The organism is Lysinibacillus sp. Y5S-8 (assembly GCF_036894365.1).
GTDB lineage: Bacteria > Bacillota > Bacilli > Bacillales_A > Planococcaceae > Lysinibacillus > Lysinibacillus fusiformis_D.
The window spans coordinates 4,191,684-4,214,431 of the sequence record NZ_CP145889.1 but is presented as its reverse complement, the minus strand read 5'-3'; the positions used below and the strand labels follow the sequence as shown (position 1 = coordinate 4,214,431).

The following is a 22,748-nucleotide window of genomic DNA, read 5'->3' as shown; positions in this document are numbered from 1 at the left end:
GCGCGAGACTTCCCTTTTTCTATATTTATTCATCTTCATCATGTGTCGTAAACATGTACGTTCGATAATGGAACCGCATACTAAAGACTAGCCCAATGGCTAAAGCATTGCCCATTAAAGAACTTCCTCCGTAACTAATGAACGGAAGCGGAATACCTGTAATTGGTAATAACTGAATAGTCATGCCTATATTTTCGAAGACGTGGAAAGTAATCATGGCAATAATACCTGCACAAACATATGTTGAGAATGGATCTTTCAATAAGAGCGTTGTCTTTGTTAAGTGATAAATTAATAAGAAGAAAACACAAATAACAATACTAGCGCCAATAAATCCCCATTCTTCACCGATAACTGTAAAAATGAAATCGGTATGGTTTTCTGCTACATATACCTCTCGATTTCGGAACCCCTTACCAAAGATCTCTCCTGACCCAATAGCATTTAACGATGTTATTAAATGATAGCCTTCGCTAGATGAATAGGAATAGGGGTCTAGCCAAGAATAAATTCGAGCAAATTGATAAGCCTTTAAGCCGAACGTTTTTTCTAGGAAATCCTGCATATAAAGTGCCATCCACAGTAGGGTGCCACCTGCTACCACTCCACCTAAAAAGGTCGGTAGAATGATTTTCCAAGAAATTCCAGCTACAATGATAAGAGCAGCAGTAATCGCAAAGAATACAAGAGCAGAACCAAGGTCAGGCTGCTTCATAATGATAGCCAATGGTATGATGAGTGTGATACCAATTTTCCCTAGTAGTAGGAAGTCCGTTTTTACTGATTTTAACGAATAAACTTCATGATGCTTACTGATTAGTCGTGCTAGTGCTAAAATGTAAAAAGTTTTCATAAACTCAGAAGGCTGAATATTTCCAATCGGCGTATGATACCAGCTTTTAGCACCATTAACGGGTGCACCGATTTGACCTTCTCCTTCAGGCATAAAAATAAGCAGTACTAATAAGGCAATCCCTGCTCCATACATATACCATGACATTTTTTTATATTGATCTGGCTCAAAAAACATGACGATGCCAATAATTACTGCACCAATAACATACCATTGCATTTGTTTAGGTACGTAGTTAATGCCATATTGACCCGATGTCTGGGCAGATGCAATAGCTAACAAACTGATGACTAGAAAAGTGAAAAGAATAAAAGCGAGGGTCCAGTCAAAACGGTTTGCGAAATTTCGTTTATTTTCCATAAAAGCCACCTAAATTAAAATAGTATCTCAATATGAGTAAATATGATGCGAATCTTCCATTTTCGTTTATAATTGTTCAAAGAAGAGAGCTATTGACCAGTAGAGTATATGAGATAGCTCATATCTATTGATAAGCTTGCAACTTGCTTTGAACATTGTCAATGGAATTTTCAGCAAGACTTGTACTCATTGAGTAATCTTAAATTAATATGCAAATGCATGTTTAACATTCCTATTATAACGCAAAAAATACTTTTATGCCTGTGCATATAGTTGGGACGACAATTAACATAAAATGTTTCAAAAAAATCATGTTTAGACTTATAATGTAGTGAAGAATGGGGTGATGGTTGTGGCTAAAAAATTAAAGTCAGCTGATGATTTTATGTATCATATTTATGTTCATATGAATGATGTAGATAAATTTGTCATTTTTAGCGGGTTAAAATTCCCGCAATTTGTGGCTGCACTTGAACCACTGCATCACTTACTGTTATTAAAACATTCCTATGAAGACGGTTCTTTTAATATGCATACACAATTTGAATATGTCTTGGAAGATGAAGTTCCTCGTTTTGTGAAAAAATCAGCAGAGTCAAAGGAATTGTGTTGGGTTGATTTTATGGACGAAAAGAGGCTAGATCATTTGACACCAATGGAACAAGGAGAATTGCTTTACATAAGTCATAAAAAAGAACCGATTACGTCTGCATTTTTTAACAAATTACAAAATAGATTTGTCTATTATTCTTCAGATCAAGAGAAGATGACAAAAATTTATTTTCGTCATTTAAGTGATTCGGATTTATTGGTTGCCAATGTATTTAATAGCCTAATTCGTGAAAAGGAACGGAGTACTGGTTTTTGGCGTCGAAAAGTAAAGGCGAGTATTCCATCTATATCGCCCGATTTTTTACGATCTTACCGATCCTTTGCTAAGGATGGTGCGTTACTATCTTTGTACAGAATTGAAAAGCCAAAGGTAGCCTATGGCATAGAAGTTCGCAACCTATCAGAGTATTCATTTCCTGATGAAGTTTGGGATGACTTAAATACGATCCTGAAAACGGAACATGATGAATTAATTTATATTATTTAATCTTCATATCAGTAACGATTTTTGCGATTAAGCGACTATCAAATGAAGATCAGTTGTTGGCAGATGTGCTGAATTTTGAATTGAGCCTAGACAATTTAAAAATTAGATGCAACTAAGGCATAATCGATGAAATGTAAAAATCTCACCGTCAAAAATTACGGTGAGATTTTTATGTCATTTGTCAAGACGTTTCATGATAAACTAATAGTACTCAAGAAGTATGTGGAGGGCACAAAAAATGAAAAAAAGAATCGGTTTATTATACGGCGGAAAGTCAGCGGAGCATGAGGTGTCATTATCGACAGCTCGTGCAGTTACTGGAGCTTTGAATTTCGAGGAGTATGAAGTATATCCGATTTTCATTACATCTGACGGGGAATGGCGACGTGGAGATCGTTTGGAAAAACCTGTAAGTGAAATAGAAGAATTACAATTTGGTGATAATGCCACAATTTTAGAAAATAATATTACTGATTTTTTAATTGATGAAAAAGGCAATGCAGTGCAGTTCGATGTTATTTTCCCATTGTTACATGGAACAAATGGTGAGGATGGAACTGTTCAAGGATTACTGGAAGTACTGAATTTACCGTATGTAGGAAATGGTGTATTAGCATCTTCAGCTGGTATGGATAAAGTGGTGATGAAGCAATTATTTGAAATTGCAGGCTTACCACAAGTGCCCTATACGTACTTTATTCGTAGTGAGTGGAAAAACGAGCAACAGACCATCATTGAACGATGTGAACAGGGCTTGAGTTGGCCGATGTTTGTGAAGCCTGCAAACTTAGGTTCAAGCGTTGGGATTAGCAAAGCAACTAATCGTGAGGAATTAATAAAAGCAATTGAGATTGCTCTGCAATATGATCGTAAAATTGTTGTAGAACAAGGTATTATTGCTCGCGAAGTTGAACTAGCCGTGTTAGGTAATGATTATCCTGAAGTTTCGGTGCCAGGCGAAATTAAACCAGTCACTGAATTTTATGATTATGACTCGAAGTATAAGGACGGTTCTACAGCCCTTATTATTCCAGCGGAGCTGCCAGTGGAAACTGTGACAAGCTTAAAGGAATTAGCAAAACGTGCATTTAAAGCAATAGATGGTAGCGGTTTAGTTCGTGCCGACTTTTTTGTAACGGCTGAAAATAGCGTTTACATCAATGAAGTGAACACAATGCCTGGTTTCACGCCTGTAAGTATGTACCCATTATTATGGCAGCATACAAATGTGAGCTATCCAGAGCTGATTGACCGTCTCATTAAGCTAGCAATCGAACGTTACGAAGAAAAACAACAGCTTCACTATAAAAAAGACTGAGTGGGATTATTGTGAAAAAAACATTAAAACAATTAGCTGCATGGTTAAATGAGGATATGACGGCTTTTGGTGATACCGTTGTATCAGGAATTTCTATCGATACAAGAACAATTCAACAGGGAGATTTATTTGTGCCATTTCGTGGCGAGCAAACAAATGGGCATCAGTTTGTTGTTCAAGCATTTGAGAAAGGCGCAGGAGCTTCTCTCTGGCAAAAAGATGAACCAAATCCTCCAGAAGGTTATCCTTTACTATTTGTGGATGATCCTGAAGTAGCTTTGCAGGAAATGGCAAGAGCCTATCGCAATGAACATAAGGCGAAATTTATCGGCATTACAGGTTCAAATGGTAAGACATCCACAAAGGATATTTTAGCGGGGGCACTTGCGCCATTTTTTAAAGTACAAAAGACTATTGGGAACTTTAATAATCAATTAGGGTTGCCTATTACAGTTTTACAGCTTGATGAAGATACAGATGTTGCTGTTCTTGAAATGGGTATGAGTGGTTTTGGTGAAATTGAATTTTTAACGAAGCTTGCTCGTCCACACATGACGGTTATTACAAATATCGGTGAGGCCCATATGCAGGATTTAGGGTCACGAGCAGGTATAGCAAAAGCAAAATTTGAAATTATTCAAGGGATGCAGCCTGATGGTCTATTATTCTATGATGGTGATGAACCGCTGCTCCAAGAATTGGTAGCCAAGGAACAGCACTTACAAGCAGTGCCGTTCGGATTAGAGCCAGGTAATCTTTTATACGCCGAAAATATTCATGCTAATGCGGATGGCAGTCACTTTACTACGCACGGAATCATTGAAGGCGACTTCTTTATTTCAGTTCTTGGTAAGCATCAAGTAAAAAATACATTAGTGGCGATGTTAATTTCTCATAAGCTAGGTTTAAACAATGAACAAATTCGTACATCCTTAGAGCATGTAGTCTTAACAGATATGAGGATGCAACAAGTACAAGGAACAAATGGAGCATTGTTTATCAACGATGCCTATAATGCAGCACCAACCTCGGTGAAGGCTGCTATTCAATTTATGGCTTCCTCTACAATTCGACCTGAAAAATGGCTTGTGTTAGGAGATATGCTGGAGCTTGGACCGAATGAGCAAAGTTTTCACGAAGGGCTAGCAGCATATATAAATGAGCATGAAATTGATTATCTCTGCTTATTTGGCCCTCGGATGGCATATCTTTATCAAGTATTAAAAGAGCGCTTTGAGAAAGAACGTTTACTGTATGTAGCAGATGATTATACGGCTATTATTGAAAAGCTAAAACTAGCGAATGAATCATCTATTGTTTTACTTAAAGGCTCGCGTGGTATGAAATTAGAGACGATCTTAAATGCATTTACGTCACAGTAACCAATGAATCGGTGGGATTAAACTCACCGATTTATTCATTGTTAAACGAGGTGAGGACGTTGTCAGTAGGTGTACTATGTATTCATGGATTTTCAGGTGGACCTTATGAAGTGGAGCCATTCACAACATACTTACGGGCACAGACAAATTGGCTAATTGTAGAGCCGACGTTGTCAGGGCATGGAGAAGAATTACAAATGAGTGGTTTTACAGCGAAGCATTGGTTAATGGATGCCGAGCTTGCCTTTCGATCATTAGCTAAAAAAGTGGATGAGGTAATCGTCGTTGGTTTTTCAATGGGAGGAATCATAGCATTATATTTAGCTAAACGTTATAAAGTAAAAAAACTTGTATTATTAAGTGCTGCTGCAAAGTATGTCAGCCCTAAACAGTTAGTCAATGATTTTAAAGTGCTTGCTACAGAGGCTTACCACCGTAATTTGACTAATAACGAACTTTTTTTACGATACCATCATAAGTTTAACAATGTGCCTTTAGCGTCCACAATAGAATTTATGAAGCTGGTTAGAATGGTGGAACCTTATTATCAACATATCCAAATTCCTGTTTATATCGTGCAAGGGAAATTGGACGGAATAGTGCCCTATCATACGGCACAATTCCTTTTTGACAAATTAGCCTCAAAAGATAAAATTTTGTATTTTTCTGATAATGGCAAGCATCATATATGTTTTGAGGAAGATTGTTCTGAATGGTTTCCAAGGGTTTTAACGTTTTTAAGGGATAAATAAAGTAGTCAGATTATTACGACTCATGCGTTATCGTTGCATAGGATTTAAAGCCATGTTAGACTAGTGTAAGCAATGGATACATTTTGTGCGAAGACTCTTCATATTTGGTTGAAGGGTACTTTTTTTTGAACACAACGGTTTTATTCTAAAGTGAATAATTACGACAGAATCGAACCGCTCGGTAAAGACCGGGCTTTCCTTTTCATATAAGAGAGCTCTATATGGACTATCATGTAGAGAAAATTTTTAAGTAACGGAAACGTTCCACTACACAGGCTCGAATTTGCCGACAACTTCATCTGAAAATGTAACCATTTGTCAACTTAAAAGGAAAAAAAGGAGATTGAGAAGTTTGACAAATTTTTCAGAATTAAATATTAGCGAATCTACATTACGCTCAGTAAAGCGTATGGGATTTGAAGAAGCAACACCAATCCAAGAAGGTACTATTCGTTTTGCGATTGAAGGCCGTGATGTATTAGGTCAAGCACAAACAGGTACTGGTAAAACTGCCGCTTTCGGGATTCCACTAATTGAGAAAATTGATCCAAAAAACCCTAATATTCAGGCGTTAGTTATTGCTCCAACTCGTGAGTTAGCGATTCAAGTTTCAGAAGAGCTATATAAAATTGGCTATGACAAGCGCGTAAAATTATTATCAGTATACGGAGGTCAAGAAATTGGCCGTCAAATTCGTGCACTGAAAAATAGACCTCAAATTATTGTTGGTACACCAGGACGTATTATTGATCATATTAATCGTCGTACGTTAAAATTAGAAGATGTTCAAACATTAGTATTGGATGAAGCAGATGAAATGTTAAACATGGGCTTTATCGATGATATTAATTCTATCTTAGAAAACGTGCCTTCTGAACGTCAAACATTACTGTTCTCAGCAACAATGCCACCAGCAATCCGTAAAATTGCAGAAACATTTATGCGTGATCCAGAAATTGTGAAAATTAAAGCAAAAGAATTAACAGTTGATAATATTGATCAATATTTTGTTAAGTCTGCTGAACGTGAAAAATTTGATGTTTTATCTCGTTTATTAAACGTTCACCAACCAGAGCTTGCTATTATTTTTGGTCGTACAAAACGTCGTGTAGATGAGCTTGCACAGGCCCTATCTATTCGTGGCTATTTAGCTGAAGGTATTCATGGTGATTTAAGCCAAGCGAAGCGTATCTCAGTATTACGTCAGTTTAAAGAAAATAAAATCGATATCCTTGTTGCGACGGACGTTGCCGCTCGTGGACTTGATATTTCGGGTGTAACACACGTCTATAACTTTGATATTCCTCAAGATCCTGAATCTTATGTTCACCGTATTGGACGTACAGGTCGTGCGGGTAAATCAGGTCTTGCCATAACATTTGTAACACCTCGTGAAATGGGTTACTTACGTATTGTGGAAGAAACAACGAAAAAACGTATGACACCTCTTCGCCCACCAACAACTGATGAAGCATTAGAGGGTCAACAACGTTTAGCTGTGGAAACACTGGAAAATCTTATTGCTAATAACAATTTAGGTGATTACCGCACACTTGCAGCGGAAGTACTAGATAATCATGAAGCAATTGACGTTGTTGCAGCTGCTCTACGTTCATTAACGAGAGAGCCAGACGATACACCAGTAACAATCACAGAAGAGCGTCCATTACCAATGCGTCGTGAGCGTTCTAGCAGTAACCGTAGTGGCGGTGATCGTGGCCGAGGTAACCGTAGCTTTGGTGGCGGACGTCGTGACGGCGCTCGCAGTGGAGAACGTCGCAATAGCAGTAGTAGCAGTAGCCGTCGAGAAGGCGGACGCCGTGAGGGAGGTCGTAGAGAAGCTGGACAAGGTCGTTCTCGCTCTCCACGACGTCACGAAGGTTAATTTTAACCGAATATACTAATTCTTTATGATAAACCTTACAGTCATAGTGGCTGTAAGGTTTTTTTTCGGCTATAGTTGAAACAAAAAGGTGAGTAAATCCGTATACACCTAATGAAGAAAGAGGGGGGAACGATATTGAGAGCACAGCCGATTCATCAAATATCCCGAAAAGGGTTAACTGTGTGGCGTTTATATGGTGTCATACAAACATTGGTGTTATTCATTGTAGCGGGGCTAGTAAGCTACGGTACATATTATTTTGAATGGCCGTCATTTATTTACTTCATAGCTGGGGCAATTGTAGTTCTAAGTGCAATACTATCCATTTTTGTATTCCCGAAAATAAGATGGGAACGATGGCGTTATGAGGTTCGTGAGCATGAAATCGAAGTACAACATGGTTTATTTGTTGTGAAACGTACATTGATACCGATGGTACGTGTTCAACATGTTGATACAACACAAGGACCGATTTTGAAAAAATACGACTTAGGTAATATTTCAATTTCAACAGCAGCAACTGTACATACGATTCCTGCGCTTGTTATGGACGAAGCAGATATACTTCGTGCTCGCATCTCGGATTTAGCAAGGGTGGCGGAAGATGATGTCTAAAGAAATTAATCGTTTACATCCAGTATCTGCAGTTATTACGAGCGTTAAGGCATTAAAAAGTATGATATTACCAATTGCCATTATTATCATAGGAAACGGCTTTAATTTTTCTTTGAATTTTCATAGTGATCATTTTTTTGATACCATTTTACTTTTTGGTGTATGGGGAGGTGCGGCACTTCTTGCACTTATTGGGGGTATCATAAAATGGCGGACATTTGTTTATTGGTTTGAAGACGGGGAGTTACGCATAAAGTATGGATTGTTTGTTAAAAAGAAGCGTTATATTCCTTTTGAACGTATACAAAGCTTAAATTATAACGAGGGTATTTTTCATCGTATTTTTGGTTTAGTGAAAGTTCAGGTTGAAACAGCAGGTAGTAAGGGAGGTAAACCTGAGGTCGAACTGACAGCAATCCGTAAAGCGGCAGCAGATGTTATTGAATTAGAAATGCGTCGGGCTAAAAATGGGGTAGATCAACAACAAGATCAGGAAGAAATCCAAGTGATAGAGGAAGCTGTCTCCATTCCAACGATTTACCATATGTCCATACGTGATTTACTCGTTTTAGCAACAACATCTGGTGGGATCGGTGTCGTACTATCAGGTCTTGCAGCAATTGCTTCACAGTTTTCCGATATTATTCCTTATGAAACAGTATTTCATGAACTAGCTGATTTTGTGAAAGTCGGTGCATTTTTAGTCGCTTTAACAGCGATGTTAGTTTTAATTGTAGCTTGGGTTGTATCAGTGGTCATCACACTGATTAATTACTATGATTATACAGTCCGAATTGAAGAAGAAAAATTGATTATCACCAAGGGACTTTTAGAGAAAAAGCGTATTACTTTACCGCTGAATCGAATTCAAGCCATTCGTATTGTTGAAAACCCTTTGCGTCAATTAACAGGCTTTGCAACGGTGGTCGTTGAAAGCGCTGGTGGTAACGGTGAAGATGGGAATGATAAAAAGATTACTTTGTTTCCACTCATTAAGAAGCAGGATTGTTTGCACACATTAGAGCAGCTTTTCCCAGATATGAATTGGCATCCTTCGTTTATTCGATCACCAAAAAGAGCAAGGCCATTCTTCTATCGAATTGATTTTATTTGGCTAGTTCCAATTATGGGGGCATGTAGTTATTACTTTTATCCGTATGGACTGTTGTCATTACTGTTAATTCCGTTAACAATCTTAATCGGAATATGGCAGCATAAAACAGCAGGCTATCAAATTGATGGAAAGCAACTGGCTATGCAGTATCGAGTATTTAGTCGTATTACATTGATTGTGGAGAAAAAGCGAATTCAATCTATTCAAAGTACACAATCTTACTTTCAAAAAAGGAAAAATGTTATGTCTATAAAAGCAACAGTCATGTCTGGAGCAACTGGTACAACGGGAAGTGTATCAAGCTTAGAGCAACAGGATGCAGAAACAATCTTAACTTGGTATGAACATTAATGAACTAAAAAGCTAATCTTTTCAATTTTATGGAAGGATTAGCTTCAGAGTGTTGAAAAACAAAAACATCTATAGAATTTTTGCGAAAGGCGAAAATGGATTTCCGTTGCAGGCTACTTGCTTTCCTGTGGGCGAACGCCGAGCCGCTTCGTGCAGGGGCTCGCCTGTCTCGCTATCCCACGGGAGTCAAGTAGCCTTCCACTCCAATCCATAAAAATGGTACCTTTTTAGAAAGGTTTTCTAATAAAGTGAAGTATTCACTACTCTTTATGGAGGGGTGTTGCCACTCATCAATTCTCCACATTGAAAATAAGAGGCTATCCTTTCTCCAATCATACAATTTACTACGGCTCATCGGACGCTCTCTGGAAAGAACGCTAACGAAAGGAAAATTAACCCCTAGCCTTTCAAAATGGCTGTTTCTGCCATTGACATCACTTTTTTTCAACAACATGAAGCTAATCCTTTCAATTTTATGGAAGTATTAGCTTTTTTAACTATAAATATATGTGAATGCTGTTTATAATAAAATAAATAGAACAAAAGGGGTGGGGGACTTTGTTTAAATATGATATTAATGAAAGCGCTTATTTAAAGCTATTAGACTTGAGTGATGTAGATGAATTATTTGCTTTAACTGACCGTTCAAGGGATACATTACGTGAATGGCTGCCATTTGTAGATAGTGTTAAAACTGTAGAAGATACAGAGCAATTCGTCAAAAAGGCTATGCAACAATATGCTGATCATAATGGTATACAAGCAGGGATTTACTATGATGGAGAGCTTGCAGGCGTAATTGGCTATCATCAAATCAACTGGCAGCATAAATGGACAAGCATTGGCTACTGGCTAGGAAATGAGTTTGTGGGGAAGGGGCTCGTAACAAATTCAATGAAAGCATTGATTGATTATGCTTTTAATTATTTAATGTTAAATCGTATTGAAGTACGTGTAGCGGTAGGGAATATTCGCAGTCGTACAATTCCCAAAGTATTGGGCTTCCATGAAGAAGGGCGTTTAAGGGATGCAGAGTGGCTTTATGATCATCATGTTGATCAAGTTGTTTATGGCTTAACCGCCGCTGAATGGAAAAAAGTTAAGTTGGCAAATGAGGCCACTGTGATTTTATAGCATGTATTCGTTCTAGTGAAAAAGGAGCAACTCCATGATTGAGCTGCTCCTCTTTTAAGTTTTATGGTCTACCCGACATCTTTTGTTTACGCCAACTTAAAATTCTTTTTGGGTGTAAATAGACAAGTCCAAGAATGAAACCTGTTACTAAACCCCCTAAATGTGCATAAACATTCACATTTGGTTGAAGAAATGTCATGATGACACTTATGACGATGATTGGTAAAATGAGCTTACGAAGCATTGGCATTGTACGACGTGTATAGTAAACTAATGCCCCAAAAGCACCAAAAATTCCAAAAATAGCCCCACTTGCACCAAGACTCGCATAACTACTATCATAGAAGATATAGGTTGCCATGTTGCCTACAATACCTGAAACCAAATAAATTGTAATGAAGCGTGCTTTACCTGCGATTTTTTCAAGCTCTGGACCAAAGAGATATAAGGAAAACATATTAAAAAACATATGCATAAATCCTGCATGTAAAAACATTGCGGAAAAGACACGCCACCATTCACCACTTTGAATCAGGAAATTTGCTTGGATTCCGTAATTCCACAAGAGTGTTCCGACGCCGGGTATAAGAGACAATACATAAAGCGTTAAGTTAATTGCTATTAAAGTTGAAACAATAGGGTAATACTTTGTATATTGCTTAAAATTTTCTGTTCTACTAAACATGGCTCCACCTCAATTTACAATTATTATACATGCCTTGTTGGAAATAGGTAAAGGAGAAGGTCACATGATTAAGGGAATTGGTCTCGATATTGTAGAAATAGATCGTATTGAAAAAGCCATGAAACGTACAGATAAATTTAAAGATCGCATTTTAACAGTTAGGGAAAAAAAATTATTTGACGGCCATTCAGAAACTCGTAAAATAGAATTTTTGGCAGGGCGATTTGCTGCTAAAGAAGCATTTTCAAAAGCGCTAGGAACAGGTCTTGGGGAACAATGTAAGCTTCACGATATGGAGATATTAAGAGGAGAGGCTGGCAATCCTGTCTTATATTTTAAGGAAGAGCTTGTCAATGGTTTTGTTAGTATTACGCATTCTAAACAATATGCGGCTGCTCAAGTAATCTTATTAGAATAGTACTTAACTTGTCTAAAAGGTTGGCTTATAAATTTAAATATATTGCCCTTTCTTCAAATGACATAACTGACAAATACGGTTCATATATTGTCGTAGTGGATTTGAAAGAAGAAAGGGTGAAAGCGTGGGCAACCGTATAGTTAAATGGCTCGTCTTACTTTGTACGATATTACTTCTGTCGGCATGTGGTGCAGCCTCACAGGAAAAAGTGTTGAAGAAAGTGAATGGTAAATGGGCAGAAACAAATGGTTATGAGTTAAATGCATCGATGGAGATTAAATCTGGTGGTGAGCCAAGAAATTATGATGTGACAGTATGGCATACAAAACCTGATTTCTATCGAGTAGAAGTAGTCGAAAGTGGGAAAGATGTTTCTCAAATGATTGTGCGTAATGCTGATGGCGTTTTTGTAGTAACACCGACATTAAACAAAATGTATAAATTCCAAAGTGATTGGCCAAAGAAAAATAGTCAGGCTTACTTAATTGGAGCGCTAGCAGAAGATTTAGCAGAAGATAAAAATCTTGTCATGAAAGAAGAAGAAAAAGCATATATATTTGAAGCGGCTACTAGAAATAGCTATAAGAATAGTATGCCCCATCAGGTAATTACGGTAGATAAGAAAACTTTATTGCCAACCTCTGTAGCGATTATGAATGATGTGAAGGAAGAGCAAATTCGTATCACATTTAAGAAAATAAAATTAGGTGTGCAACATGCTGCAAAAGAGTATGCTGTTGAACAATTCACTGATAAAGATAGCACGAAAGGTGAACAAGCTACACCTGCTGATAAAGAGGGGCAAGAAGAAAAAGATGACAAAGAAGCAGTTGGTGCGGAAGTTGAATATCAAGAATTCCAAACACATTATCCTGTTCTAAATTGGGCACAATTAGCGAATGAAAAAGTTGTGCAAGAAAATGGTATGGAACGTGTTATCCTAACTTTCGATGGTGAAAAAGCATTTACAGTTATGCAGCAACCAGTAACAAAGGAAAATTCAATGTTACCAGTATCGTCACCTGGTGATCCAGTTGACTTAGGCTATACAATAGGAGCTATTACAGATACATCGATTAGTTGGGAAAAAGATGGTGTTGAATTCTTTGTAGCTTCAAGCAAGTTGACGCGAGAAGAGATGATTGAAGTTGCTACATCTATGACGATAAGTAGTATGAAGTAACTTTGCTAGCTACAGCTTTCTGGAATATGAAAGCTGTAGCTTATTGACAATATGAAATAAGATCTCGCTGTTTAGAAAATGTTAAGTAATTTCCTTTAAAGTGAGAGTTCTGGAGAATGGAACAATAACATTGTGTGGACAAGCTAAATAGACGTACTAGAACAAATGTATGTCATACATAGTGTTTTAATTAAAAATAAAGAGGGTATTCTTATGAAGACACAGCAGTATTTTCGACCAACCAAAGCAATGATAGACTTGCAAGCAATCCAACAGAACGTTAAAAATTTAAAAGAATTTTTACAACCTAATGTTCAAATTATTGCTGTAGTAAAGGCAAATGCGTACGGTCATGGAGATGTAGCCGTTGCACGGGCGGCTCTTGAGGCTGGTGCCACAATACTTGCAGTGGCAACGCCCGACGAAGCATTACATATACGAGCACATTTTGAAGAACCAGACATACTAATATTAGGTGCATCTCCTGTTTCCTTTGCTCCTTATGCAGCACAACAGCGTATTATTCTTACAGCATTTGCTAGTGATTGGATTCAACAAGCAGCTCCTCTTTTAGTGAATGAAGAACTTCCTCTGCGTCTACATATAAAAGTAGATAGTGGAATGGGGAGAATAGGCATTCGCTCAGAGCAAGAGCTAATAGAACTATACGAAACCATACAGTCTACAGCTAATGTGGAGTTAGATGGCATATTCACTCACTTTGCGACAGCGGATGAAGAAAATCCGACACATTTTAATCAGCAAGTACAATTTTTTGAGAAGTGTTTATCAGTCATGCCTTTAAAGCCGCGACTTGTTCATGCATCTAATACAGCAGCTTCATTAGTGAAAAATTCACACCTACAATATGATGCTGTTCGATATGGGATATCGCTGTATGGATTATCTCCTTCTCCCTATGTGGAAAGCATTTTACCATTCCCACTAAAGCCTGCCTTCTCGCTTGAGAGTGAACTTGTTCATGTGAAGCAAATCAAAGCAGGCGAATCAGTTGGCTATGGCGCTACGTTTACTGCTCAGACGGAGACGTGGATAGGAACCATTCCGATTGGCTATGCGGATGGCGTAATTCGTAAGTTAGGTGGACAAGAAGTATTGGTTGATGGACAGAAAGTGCCGATTGTTGGACGAATTTGTATGGACCAATGTATGGTTGCGCTACCAAAAGCATATGCTATAGGTGAGAAGGTAACACTCATTGGTCAACAAGGACAGCATGTGATTTCCATCGATGAGTGGGCTACAAAGCTTGAAACAATTAATTATGAAATACCATGCATTATAACAGCAAGAGTTCCTAGAATATACTTTTAATGGTCCTTCATTAGAATTAGTTGCTGATACACAGTACACATTCTCTCAATAGCTTTCACTGTAATGTAATGAGCAACATTCCAATGTAAAAGTTGAATTTGGTAAATAAATTAGCACTGGAGATCTTATTTCTTTTCCAAACGTAAAGTAACTCATATTTGGAAGAACATTGCAATAATAATTATTCAGCATATACCTTCGACAACCAACATATTTTTACAATTTGTACTTCAAATTGTCAGATATTTTGTCATTTCATGTCTTTTCAACAATATCTTTCAATGATAGAATGAGAAGTAATGAAAAAGTGTATGGTTCCGTTGGAGGTGCTTGCTGTGTACGAGAAAAAGTTAAGAGAAGCTACAATTGCTGTTCAAGACAGACTATTTCTACAAACAAAGGAAGTAATTGAAGGTGAATCTTTTGTGCGTACTTTGGCGCGCAAAAATTTAATGCAGGAGCAACCAAATCAAATACGGGAAGCTATGATTAAAGGATATGTTGAAATGTCTCATATTAATTTAATGATTGCGAGTGAATGCTTGCATGCAGAATATGAAGCACAGCATATGGTGGAGCGTCTCGTTAGCGGGGGATGACACTTTGAATGTAAAACGTGGTGACGTTTTTTTTGCAGACTTATCACCGGTAATAGGTTCTGAACAAGGAGGCACTAGACCGGTGCTGATTATTCAAAATGATATTGGCAATCGATTTAGTCCGACTGTCATCATCGCAGCTATCACTGCACAGATTCAAAAGGCAAAGTTACCGACACACGTTGAAATCAATGCTGAAAAGTATGGTTTTGAACGTGATTCGGTTATTTTGCTAGAACAGGTGCGGACAATTGATAAGTCAAGATTGACGGATCGTATTACGCAACTTGATCATGCTGTGATGGAAAAAGTTGATGGAGCGTTGATGATTAGTTTAGGTCTAGTTAAATTTTGATATACATATGTGTATAGAAGCATCGAGATAATAAAATCTCGATGCTTTTTTTGTTCTCTATCGATAATTTGAATTTACTATTTATTTTGATTCAGCTGGCCAACTCTCCATAAAAGTTCAATTTTGCTAGATAAAACCTCTGGCAGAAATCACAAATTTTGAAGAAAGGTTTTTCGGGCGGCTTCAATAAATCGGGGCGCAATTCCGTTGAGGCGTAATTGATAAATAGTACAAAAAGCTTTAAGATATATTCAAGATTTTTAATAAAAATAGATTTTTGAAAAAATTCTTAAAAGGTATATGAAAATTTACATAGAATATTCCATTAATAGAGGTTATGAAGTTTAATTTAAGTCCAGCAGGTCGAACTATAGTGTAAGAGTATAACTCTGTAAGGAAATGGAGGGACAGCAGTGACATGTAAGTCTTCGGTTGAAATTATTACAGAGTGGGATATTGTGGCAGCAAGACAACTGGGGCGTAATGAAGCAAGAGCACTTGGATTTGGCACTGTTGATCAAGCTCGTATAACCACAGCAATTAGTGAATTAGCACGAAATATATATTTATATGCGAATATAGGGACGATTGAAATTGAAAGGGTTGAGATAGATCATGAAAAGAAAATAGTCGTTATTGCAACAGATAAAGGACCTGGGATTCAAAATGTTCGCAAAGTAATGGAGGATGGTTATTCTACTTCAGGAGGGCTAGGAGCTGGTTTACCAGGCGTTAAACGATTGATGGACAGTTTAGATATTCAATCTGTCATAGGAGTGGGTACAACAATAAGGGCGGAAAAATGGTTGCGTTAGGACGTGAAGAAATTGAAACAATTAGAAGCTCAGTATAAAAAAATATTATCAGATTATATGGTCAGCCAAACTGAAAGAAATTTATATATTGCTCAAAATTTCACGCGTCAGTTAATTCAAAAAAATATATCCCCAGAGGATGTTGTTAGTATTCATAAAAATGCTGTTGAACAAATATTTCCTGATCAAATGAGTGAATCACAGCCAGCCTATGATTTTCTTATTGAAGTGATGGTTCATTATGGGATGGCACATAGAGAGCATCAAAGCTTACTTCAAAAGCAAGCTGAATATGAGATGGAAATGAAAATTGCGACAAACATTCAAAAAACGCTATTGAAAACATATGTGCCACAGCTAGAAAGTATTGATATAGGAATGATTTCAGTTCCTATTCGTAGAATGAATGGTGATTATGTACATTTTTTTCATGATGGTGAAGAATATTTAAGTGTGGCAGTGACAGATGTTGTTGGCAAGGGAGTTCCTGCTGCTTTATGTATGTCGATGGTGAAATATGGACTTGAAACATTAGGATATGCATATAAAGATCCTTCCTATGTTTTAGAAGTCATTAACAGGGTAATTGAAAAAGGTGTGGACGACAGTATGTTTGTTTCTATGTTTTATGGATGCTTAGATGTACAACACAATATCTTTTCTTATGCCTCGGCAGGTCATGAGCCAGCGTTACACTATATTGCCAAGGACGATCGATTCTATTCTTTGGAGGCTAAAGGCTTATTACTGGGTGTTTTACCTGAGACAAAATATTCGTTTCATGACATTGTTTTAGAGGAAAATGATTTAATTATTATGATGACCGATGGTGTGACTGAATTTAGAGCACAGGAAGACTTGAATTCCAGAGAGGTTATTACAACTTTAATAAAACAAAATAGACATTTAACAGCCCAGCAATTGTGCCAACTTCTTTATAAGGAAATAGAGAAAGCTCAGAATTTTAAACTATCGGATGATTTTACTGTCGTTATTTTAAAAAAATAGGTTTAATTATTAATAAAATAGGGAATAGACAATAGTCTAACAAATATGGTGGAGGTGTGCTATATGGACGTAACGATATATTTTAAAGAGATTGATCATAAATTATTTGGTTTTGTTGAAGGTGAAATCGATACATTTACCGCGTCTGGTTTAAGAGAGGAATTAGAAGCGGTAAAGATTACAGACGGATTAGAAATTGAACTTGATTTATCAAAAGTAAATTACATGGACAGTACAGGTCTTGGGATATTTGTTGCCTTTTATAAAAGAGCATTACGTGAAAATGGCAAAGTGAAGCTAGTTGGTTTATCGAATAGATTGCAAAGATTGTTTGAAATTACGGGTCTAAGTGATTTGATGGATATTGAAACTGATAAAAAGGTGGAATTAAAATAATGAAGGAATTTGACTATATTGAAATCAGAGTTCCTGCTAAACCGCAATTTGTCAGTGTCATTCGATTAACTGTCTCGGGCTTAGCTAGTAGGATTGGCTTTAGTTATGATGATATCGAAGATTTAAAAATTGCTGCAAGTGAGGCTGTGACAAATGTTGTTCACCATGCTTATAAGGATGAAGAAGAAGGTGAAATTGTCATCGGGTGTGCTTTGTATGACAATAAAATGGAAATGATGATTGCGGATTATGGCAACAGCTTTAATTTCGAAGAGATCAAGTCTAAGATTGGACCGTATCATCCTGAGGAAAGTATTGCAGGGCTAAGAGAAGGTGGCTTAGGACTTTATTTAATGGAAACTTTGATGGATGAGGTGATGATCAATAACGATGGTGGCGTAACTGTCTTCATGACAAAGTATGTCGCTAGGGAGCAGGTGGAAAAAAATGTCGAAAGAATCACTACATAAATCTTCATCCAAGGAAGATATACTAAAGTGGATTGAATTGTACCAGTCAACGGAGGATGATGAAGCGCAAACAAAATTAGTGATTCATTATCGATATCTAGTTGAGTCAATAGCTCGTAAATATTCGAATGGTAAATCTTATTATGATGATATTGTTCAAGTAGGGATGCTGGGATTGTTAGGTGCAATCAGACGTTTTGATCCGAATGTTGGTCGTAGTTTTGAAGCATTTGCTGTGCCAACGATTGTTGGAGAAATCAAGCGTTTTTTACGTGATAAAACATGGGATGTTCATGTGCCTAGACGAATAAAAGAATTAGGACCGAGAATCAAATCAACAGTGGAGGCGCTGACGATTGAATTGCAGCGTTCTCCTTCTATTCAAGATATTGCTGAGCGATTAGAAGTAGCCGAGGAAGAGGTATTGGAAGCGATGGAAATGAGCCGTAGCTATCAAGCTCTTTCTATGGATCATTCGATAGAGTCAGATTCAGATGGCAGTACAGTCACATTATTTGATATCTTGGGTAGGGAAGACGATGGTTATGAAATGACTAATAAACGCATGATTGTTTCAGAGGCGCTTGTTGTGTTAAATGAAAGGGAAAAACAAATTATTCAGCTTACATATTTAGAGCAACTTAGTCAAAAAGAAGCTGGAGAACGATTAGGAATTTCTCAAATGCATGTATCTCGAATACAAAGGAAAGCAATAAAGAAATTACAAGAGGCTATTCTAGCAAGTGGCGGTGTTTCGCTCTAATCTTTCTTTGGGTGTTTTATGTGTTAAACACTTATAAATGGATGAAGATAGTCTACTCATATTCGTCTGAGTAGACTATCTTTTTGCATTTTTAGTAAGGTGTAATGGTAAAATGAAAAGAAAAAGGTAGTGATGATGTGGAACAAAAGCAAATGTTACAGCTCATTGCAAAGGATGTTGTAGTCAAACCAGGGCAAGTAGATGCTGTTATTAAGTTATTAGAAGAGGGAAATACGGTACCATTTATTGCACGTTATCGAAAGGAAGCAACGGGCTCTCTCGACGAGGTGCAAATTAAAGCTGTGGAGGATCGTTATCACTACATACAGCAACTTGAACAACGGAAAGAAGAGGTTATTCGATTAATCCGAGAGCAAGAAAAACTTACACCAGAATTAGAAAAAGCCATACTTGCTGCAACCGTCTTACAGCGGGTAGAGGATTTATATAGGCCTTACAAGCAAAAAAGACGTACAAAGGCGACGATTGCAAAAGAAAAAGGATTAGAACCTCTTGCAGAACTTCTCTTGGCGTTTAGTAATGACGCATTAGAGCAGCTGGCAGTTGGTTTTGTGGATAATGAACAGGTTGCCAATACAGAAGAAGCACTAATGGGCGCACGAGATATTTTAGCAGAACGTTTTGCGGATGATGCTGCGATTCGTGAAAAAATCCGCGCCTATTCATGGAAAGATGGAGTCCTTGTAACGACTGTAAAAAATGCTGAAATCGATGAAAAAAATGTTTTTGAAATGTATTACGAGTATGAAGAACCTGTTAATCGCATCGTTCCGCATCGCATCTTAGCGATCAACCGTGGAGAAAAAGAGGAAGTTTTAAAGGTTTCAATCCAAGTGCCAGTAGACAGAGTTTTGATGATTATGTGGAAGGAATGGATACCTGCAATTGGCTCATCTCCTGCAATTGCAGAAGTAAAACTGGCAATTGAAGATTCGTACAAACGTTTAATTCAGCCTTCGATTGAAAGAGAATTACGAAACGAATTGACAGAGAAAGCTGAAACACAAGCAATTCATATTTTCTCTGAGAATTTACGTAATTTATTACTGCAGCCACCTATGAAAGGGAAATATGTATTGGGGGTTGACCCAGCTTACCGCACAGGTTGTAAGTTAGCAGTTGTAGATGAAACGGGGAAAATGTTAGAGGTTACAGCTATTTATCCACATCCTCCTAAACCAGATGTAGCAAAAGCGAATGCTACTGTGAAAGGAATTTTAGTAAAATATCCAATAAGCATAATTGCAATTGGTAATGGTACAGCATCGCGTGAAACAGAACAATTTATTGCAGATGTACTAAATGAACTTACTACTGATGTTGCGTATGTTATTGTCAACGAAGCGGGAGCATCTGTTTATTCAGCGTCAGATATTGCACGGGCTGAATTTCCCGATTTACAGGTTGAGCAGCGTAGTGCTGTCTCCATTGCACGCCGCTTACAAGATCCTTTATCGGAGTTAGTGAAAATTGAACCTAAAGCGGTTGGTGTAGGTCAGTATCAGCATGATGTTTCTCAAAAAAAATTAAATGAATCACTAACTTTTATAGTAGAAACTGCTGTTAACAAAGTAGGGGTTGATGTAAACACGGCTTCTTCTTCACTCTTACAATACGTTTCTGGTTTATCCAAAACAGTTGCAGAGAATATCGTGAAGATGCGAGAAGAAAATGGTCAATTTTCTACACGTGCACAATTAAAGAAGATTCCAAGGCTAGGTGCTAAAACGTATGAACAAGCTATCGGCTTCTTACGTGTCCCTGAAGCAAAAAATCCGTTCGATGCTACAGGTATTCACCCAGAGAGCTATGATTTAGCTGAACAAATATTAGCAGAAGCTCAAATTGATAAAAAAGAGCTAGGGACGCCGAAAGCCGAAGAAGCTATTGCAGCTCTAGATATTCAAAATTTAAGTAGCGTGCTTGGCATAGGTGTTGTGACTATTCAAGATATTGTGGATACTTTAATGAAACCAAGTCGTGACCCACGTGATGCCTTCCCACAGCCTTTGCTTAAAACAGATGTATTAAAAATGGAAGATTTAAAAGTAGGTATGGAACTACAGGGCACAGTGAGAAATGTGGTGGACTTTGGAGCGTTTGTTGATATTGGCGTAAAGCAAGACGGGTTAGTGCATATATCTAAATTACAAAACAAACGCATTAAACATCCATTAGAAGTTGTTGCACTAGGTGATATTGTCACAGTATGGGTAGAACAAATAGATGTCAATAAAGGGCGTATTTCTTTAACAATGCTTCCGCCTAAAAATCAAACATTATAATTTAAGTAATAAATATTTACCACACTGTCTATACTACACAGTGTGGTATTCTTGTTGTTAGAGGTGATTAATATATGAACAATGAGGAGTTACAACAACTTGTTCACAGCTTATCCTTGGAAAGCTTTCAAAAACCTTTTCAGCATCAGGCTTACTTTAATGCTAGATTACGTTCAACTGGTGGACGATATCTTTTACAATCTCATAATATCGAGATAAACCCGAAAGCCTATGAGTTATATGGCTATAGAGAGATTGAAGGTATTGTACTCCATGAATTATGTCATTATCATTTACATATTGAAGGTAAAGGGTATCAACATCGAGATAAAGATTTTCGAGAGCTATTAAGAAAAGTAAATGCACCTCGATTTTGCTCAGTTTTACAACCCCCTAAAGCTACAACTAAAAGACATCATCGTCATACTTATACTTGTGTCAATTGCCAACAACTATATGTACGGAAAATAAAAATGAATGTTGAGAAGTATTGCTGTAGTAAGTGTTTGGGTAGGCTAAAACTAGTGGAATAAAAAATTATAAAAAAATAGTTGACGTTTTGTTGAGTTGTCCCTATAATAGTAAAAGTCGACAAGATAACGACGACAGCAAAACATAGTATTCCGAAGTAGCTCAGTTGGTAGTAGCACCTGACTGTTAATCAGGTTGTCGCAGGTTCGAGTCCTGCCTTCGGAGCCATGGCCCCTTGGTCAAGTGGTTAAGACACCGCCCTTTCACGGCGGTAACACGGGTTCGAATCCCGTAGGGGTCATTTCTTCATAATTTAATTAATACTATTTATTGGTCCCGTGGTGTAGCGGTTAACATGCCTGCCTGTCACGCAGGAGATCGCCGGTTCGATCCCGGTCGGGACCGCCACTTTTTGGGGTATAGCCAAGCGGTAAGGCAACGGATTTTGATTCCGTCATGCCTAGGTTCGAATCCTAGTACCCCAGCCATTCATTTCTTAATTTGAGCCATTAGCTCAGTTGGTAGAGCATCTGACTTTTAATCAGAGGGTCGAAGGTTCGAGTCCTTCATGGCTCATCTTTTTAGGGAAAAACATTGACTTCTCAGATCCTTGTAGTATAATGAGAAAGTTACTGATTGAATGCGGTCGTGGCGGAACGGCAGACGCGCTAGGTTGAGGGCCTAGTGGGGGCAACCCCGTGGAGGTTCAAGTCCTCTCGGCCGCACCAAGTCAATTAATTTTATATTCTTATATTCTTATATGCGCCCGTAGCTCAATTGGATAGAGCGTCTGACTACGGATCAGAAGGTTGTGGGTTCGACTCCTGCCGGGCGCGCCAATTTACAAATCATATTATGCGGGTGTAGTTTAATGGTAAAACCTCAGCCTTCCAAGCTGATGTCGTGAGTTCGATTCTCATCACCCGCTCCAAAAAAAGTATTGACAACTTTCTGATTGTCTGATAGACTAAAGAAGTTGTCCGAAAAGACAATGATATGAACCTTGAAAACTGAACAAGCAAAACGTAATCAATAAAGTTTTCAGTAACTAACCTTGGTTAGTGAACGAAACAAAATTTTG

General features: G+C 37.7%; 22 protein-coding genes and 8 tRNA genes. 28 read left to right on the top strand and 2 right to left on the bottom strand.

Annotation, left to right across the window (positions count from 1 at the left end; genetic code table 11):
• Window positions 1–25: 25 nt before the first annotated feature.
• The gene (locus tag V6670_RS20585) at window positions 26–1,213 is read right to left on the bottom strand and encodes an FtsW/RodA/SpoVE family cell cycle protein (RefSeq protein ID WP_036119166.1); all 1,188 of its coding nucleotides are present in this window, start codon (window positions 1,211–1,213) and stop codon (window positions 26–28) included.
• 346 nt (window positions 1,214–1,559) lie between these two features.
• Between V6670_RS20585 and V6670_RS20580 the strand changes: the two genes are divergently transcribed.
• The 8 genes from V6670_RS20580 (at window position 1,560) to V6670_RS20545 (ending at window position 10,863) form a co-directional block, all read left to right on the top strand.
• Window positions 1,560–2,312 (top strand): hypothetical protein, encoded by a 753-nt coding sequence (locus tag V6670_RS20580; protein ID WP_036119163.1) that lies wholly within the window; start codon window positions 1,560–1,562, stop codon window positions 2,310–2,312.
• A 238-nt stretch (window positions 2,313–2,550) separates the two neighbouring features.
• Entirely contained in the window at window positions 2,551–3,630 is a 1,080-nt protein-coding gene (locus V6670_RS20575) for a D-alanine--D-alanine ligase (RefSeq protein WP_141904300.1), read from the top strand.
• Between the two features lie 11 nt (window positions 3,631–3,641).
• A complete protein-coding gene (murF, locus tag V6670_RS20570; protein ID WP_141904301.1) occupies window positions 3,642–5,012 on the top strand; it encodes a UDP-N-acetylmuramoyl-tripeptide--D-alanyl-D-alanine ligase in 1,371 nt (456 codons plus the stop codon).
• A 59-nt stretch (window positions 5,013–5,071) separates the two neighbouring features.
• Entirely contained in the window at window positions 5,072–5,764 is a 693-nt protein-coding gene (locus V6670_RS20565; RefSeq protein ID WP_141904302.1) for an alpha/beta fold hydrolase, read from the top strand.
• A 352-nt stretch (window positions 5,765–6,116) separates the two neighbouring features.
• Window positions 6,117–7,649: a DEAD/DEAH box helicase gene (locus tag V6670_RS20560; protein WP_141904303.1), complete on the top strand. Its 1,533-nt coding sequence runs from the start codon at window positions 6,117–6,119 to the stop codon at window positions 7,647–7,649.
• Window positions 7,650–7,784: 135 nt separating this feature from the next.
• Complete coding sequence (locus tag V6670_RS20555) at window positions 7,785–8,264, top strand: PH domain-containing protein (protein WP_089934468.1); 480 nt, start codon at window positions 7,785–7,787, stop codon at window positions 8,262–8,264.
• Window positions 8,257–9,729: a PH domain-containing protein gene (locus V6670_RS20550; protein ID WP_141904304.1), complete on the top strand. Its 1,473-nt coding sequence runs from the start codon at window positions 8,257–8,259 to the stop codon at window positions 9,727–9,729. The genes V6670_RS20555 and V6670_RS20550 overlap by 8 nt, the downstream gene beginning before the upstream one ends.
• A gap of 558 nt (window positions 9,730–10,287) precedes the next feature.
• Entirely contained in the window at window positions 10,288–10,863 is a 576-nt protein-coding gene (locus tag V6670_RS20545) for a GNAT family protein (RefSeq protein ID WP_141904305.1), read from the top strand.
• 61 nt (window positions 10,864–10,924) lie between these two features.
• Here the strand turns inward: V6670_RS20545 and V6670_RS20540 are convergent, their stop codons facing one another.
• Complete coding sequence (locus V6670_RS20540; RefSeq protein WP_141904306.1) at window positions 10,925–11,548, bottom strand: rhomboid family intramembrane serine protease; 624 nt, start codon at window positions 11,546–11,548, stop codon at window positions 10,925–10,927.
• A 64-nt stretch (window positions 11,549–11,612) separates the two neighbouring features.
• Between V6670_RS20540 and acpS the strand changes: the two genes are divergently transcribed.
• The 20 genes from acpS to V6670_RS20440 all read left to right on the top strand — a co-directional run bounded on the left by acpS (window position 11,613) and on the right by V6670_RS20440 (window position 22,598).
• Window positions 11,613–11,966, top strand: coding sequence for a holo-ACP synthase (acpS, locus tag V6670_RS20535; RefSeq protein WP_141904307.1), 354 nt, complete (start codon window positions 11,613–11,615; stop codon window positions 11,964–11,966).
• A gap of 124 nt (window positions 11,967–12,090) precedes the next feature.
• Window positions 12,091–13,149 carry an outer membrane lipoprotein carrier protein LolA gene (locus V6670_RS20530; RefSeq protein WP_141904308.1) on the top strand — a complete coding sequence of 353 codons (1,059 nt, stop codon included), beginning with the start codon at window positions 12,091–12,093 and terminating at the stop codon, window positions 13,147–13,149.
• Between the two features lie 213 nt (window positions 13,150–13,362).
• Window positions 13,363–14,484: an alanine racemase gene (gene alr, locus V6670_RS20525; protein WP_141904309.1), complete on the top strand. Its 1,122-nt coding sequence runs from the start codon at window positions 13,363–13,365 to the stop codon at window positions 14,482–14,484.
• A 335-nt stretch (window positions 14,485–14,819) separates the two neighbouring features.
• Window positions 14,820–15,083: a hypothetical protein gene (locus V6670_RS20520; protein ID WP_036119113.1), complete on the top strand. Its 264-nt coding sequence runs from the start codon at window positions 14,820–14,822 to the stop codon at window positions 15,081–15,083.
• A 4-nt stretch (window positions 15,084–15,087) separates the two neighbouring features.
• The gene (locus V6670_RS20515) at window positions 15,088–15,438 is read left to right on the top strand and encodes a type II toxin-antitoxin system PemK/MazF family toxin (RefSeq protein ID WP_004232054.1); all 351 of its coding nucleotides are present in this window, start codon (window positions 15,088–15,090) and stop codon (window positions 15,436–15,438) included.
• 413 nt (window positions 15,439–15,851) lie between these two features.
• On the top strand, window positions 15,852–16,253 hold the full coding sequence (locus V6670_RS20510) for an anti-sigma regulatory factor (RefSeq protein WP_141904310.1): 402 nt from the start codon (window positions 15,852–15,854) through the stop codon (window positions 16,251–16,253).
• A gap of 12 nt (window positions 16,254–16,265) precedes the next feature.
• On the top strand, window positions 16,266–17,261 hold the full coding sequence (locus V6670_RS20505) for a PP2C family protein-serine/threonine phosphatase (RefSeq protein ID WP_141904311.1): 996 nt from the start codon (window positions 16,266–16,268) through the stop codon (window positions 17,259–17,261).
• Between the two features lie 63 nt (window positions 17,262–17,324).
• Window positions 17,325–17,657 carry an STAS domain-containing protein gene (locus tag V6670_RS20500; protein WP_036119101.1) on the top strand — a complete coding sequence of 111 codons (333 nt, stop codon included), beginning with the start codon at window positions 17,325–17,327 and terminating at the stop codon, window positions 17,655–17,657.
• The gene (rsbW, locus tag V6670_RS20495) at window positions 17,657–18,127 is read left to right on the top strand and encodes an anti-sigma B factor RsbW (protein ID WP_036119099.1); all 471 of its coding nucleotides are present in this window, start codon (window positions 17,657–17,659) and stop codon (window positions 18,125–18,127) included. The genes V6670_RS20500 and rsbW overlap by 1 nt, the downstream gene beginning before the upstream one ends.
• On the top strand, window positions 18,105–18,890 hold the full coding sequence (sigB, locus tag V6670_RS20490) for an RNA polymerase sigma factor SigB (RefSeq protein ID WP_036119097.1): 786 nt from the start codon (window positions 18,105–18,107) through the stop codon (window positions 18,888–18,890). The genes rsbW and sigB overlap by 23 nt, the downstream gene beginning before the upstream one ends.
• Window positions 18,891–19,027: 137 nt before the next feature.
• Window positions 19,028–21,196 carry a Tex family protein gene (locus V6670_RS20485; protein ID WP_338651988.1) on the top strand — a complete coding sequence of 723 codons (2,169 nt, stop codon included), beginning with the start codon at window positions 19,028–19,030 and terminating at the stop codon, window positions 21,194–21,196.
• Between the two features lie 74 nt (window positions 21,197–21,270).
• Complete coding sequence (locus V6670_RS20480; protein ID WP_141904314.1) at window positions 21,271–21,729, top strand: SprT family protein; 459 nt, start codon at window positions 21,271–21,273, stop codon at window positions 21,727–21,729.
• Window positions 21,730–21,818: 89 nt separating this feature from the next.
• Window positions 21,819–21,895: transfer RNA gene (locus tag V6670_RS20475), tRNA-Asn, on the top strand.
• A 1-nt stretch (window position 21,896) separates the two neighbouring features.
• A tRNA-Glu gene (locus V6670_RS20470) sits at window positions 21,897–21,968 on the top strand.
• A 31-nt stretch (window positions 21,969–21,999) separates the two neighbouring features.
• Window positions 22,000–22,075: transfer RNA gene (locus V6670_RS20465), tRNA-Asp, on the top strand.
• A 5-nt stretch (window positions 22,076–22,080) separates the two neighbouring features.
• Window positions 22,081–22,155: transfer RNA gene (locus tag V6670_RS20460), tRNA-Gln, on the top strand.
• Window positions 22,156–22,170: 15 nt separating this feature from the next.
• A tRNA-Lys gene (locus tag V6670_RS20455) sits at window positions 22,171–22,243 on the top strand.
• 66 nt (window positions 22,244–22,309) lie between these two features.
• A tRNA-Leu gene (locus tag V6670_RS20450) sits at window positions 22,310–22,395 on the top strand.
• Window positions 22,396–22,429: 34 nt separating this feature from the next.
• Window positions 22,430–22,506 (top strand) — tRNA-Arg (locus V6670_RS20445).
• Window positions 22,507–22,524: 18 nt separating this feature from the next.
• Window positions 22,525–22,598 (top strand) — tRNA-Gly (locus V6670_RS20440).
• The last annotated feature ends 150 nt before the right edge of the window (window positions 22,599–22,748 follow it).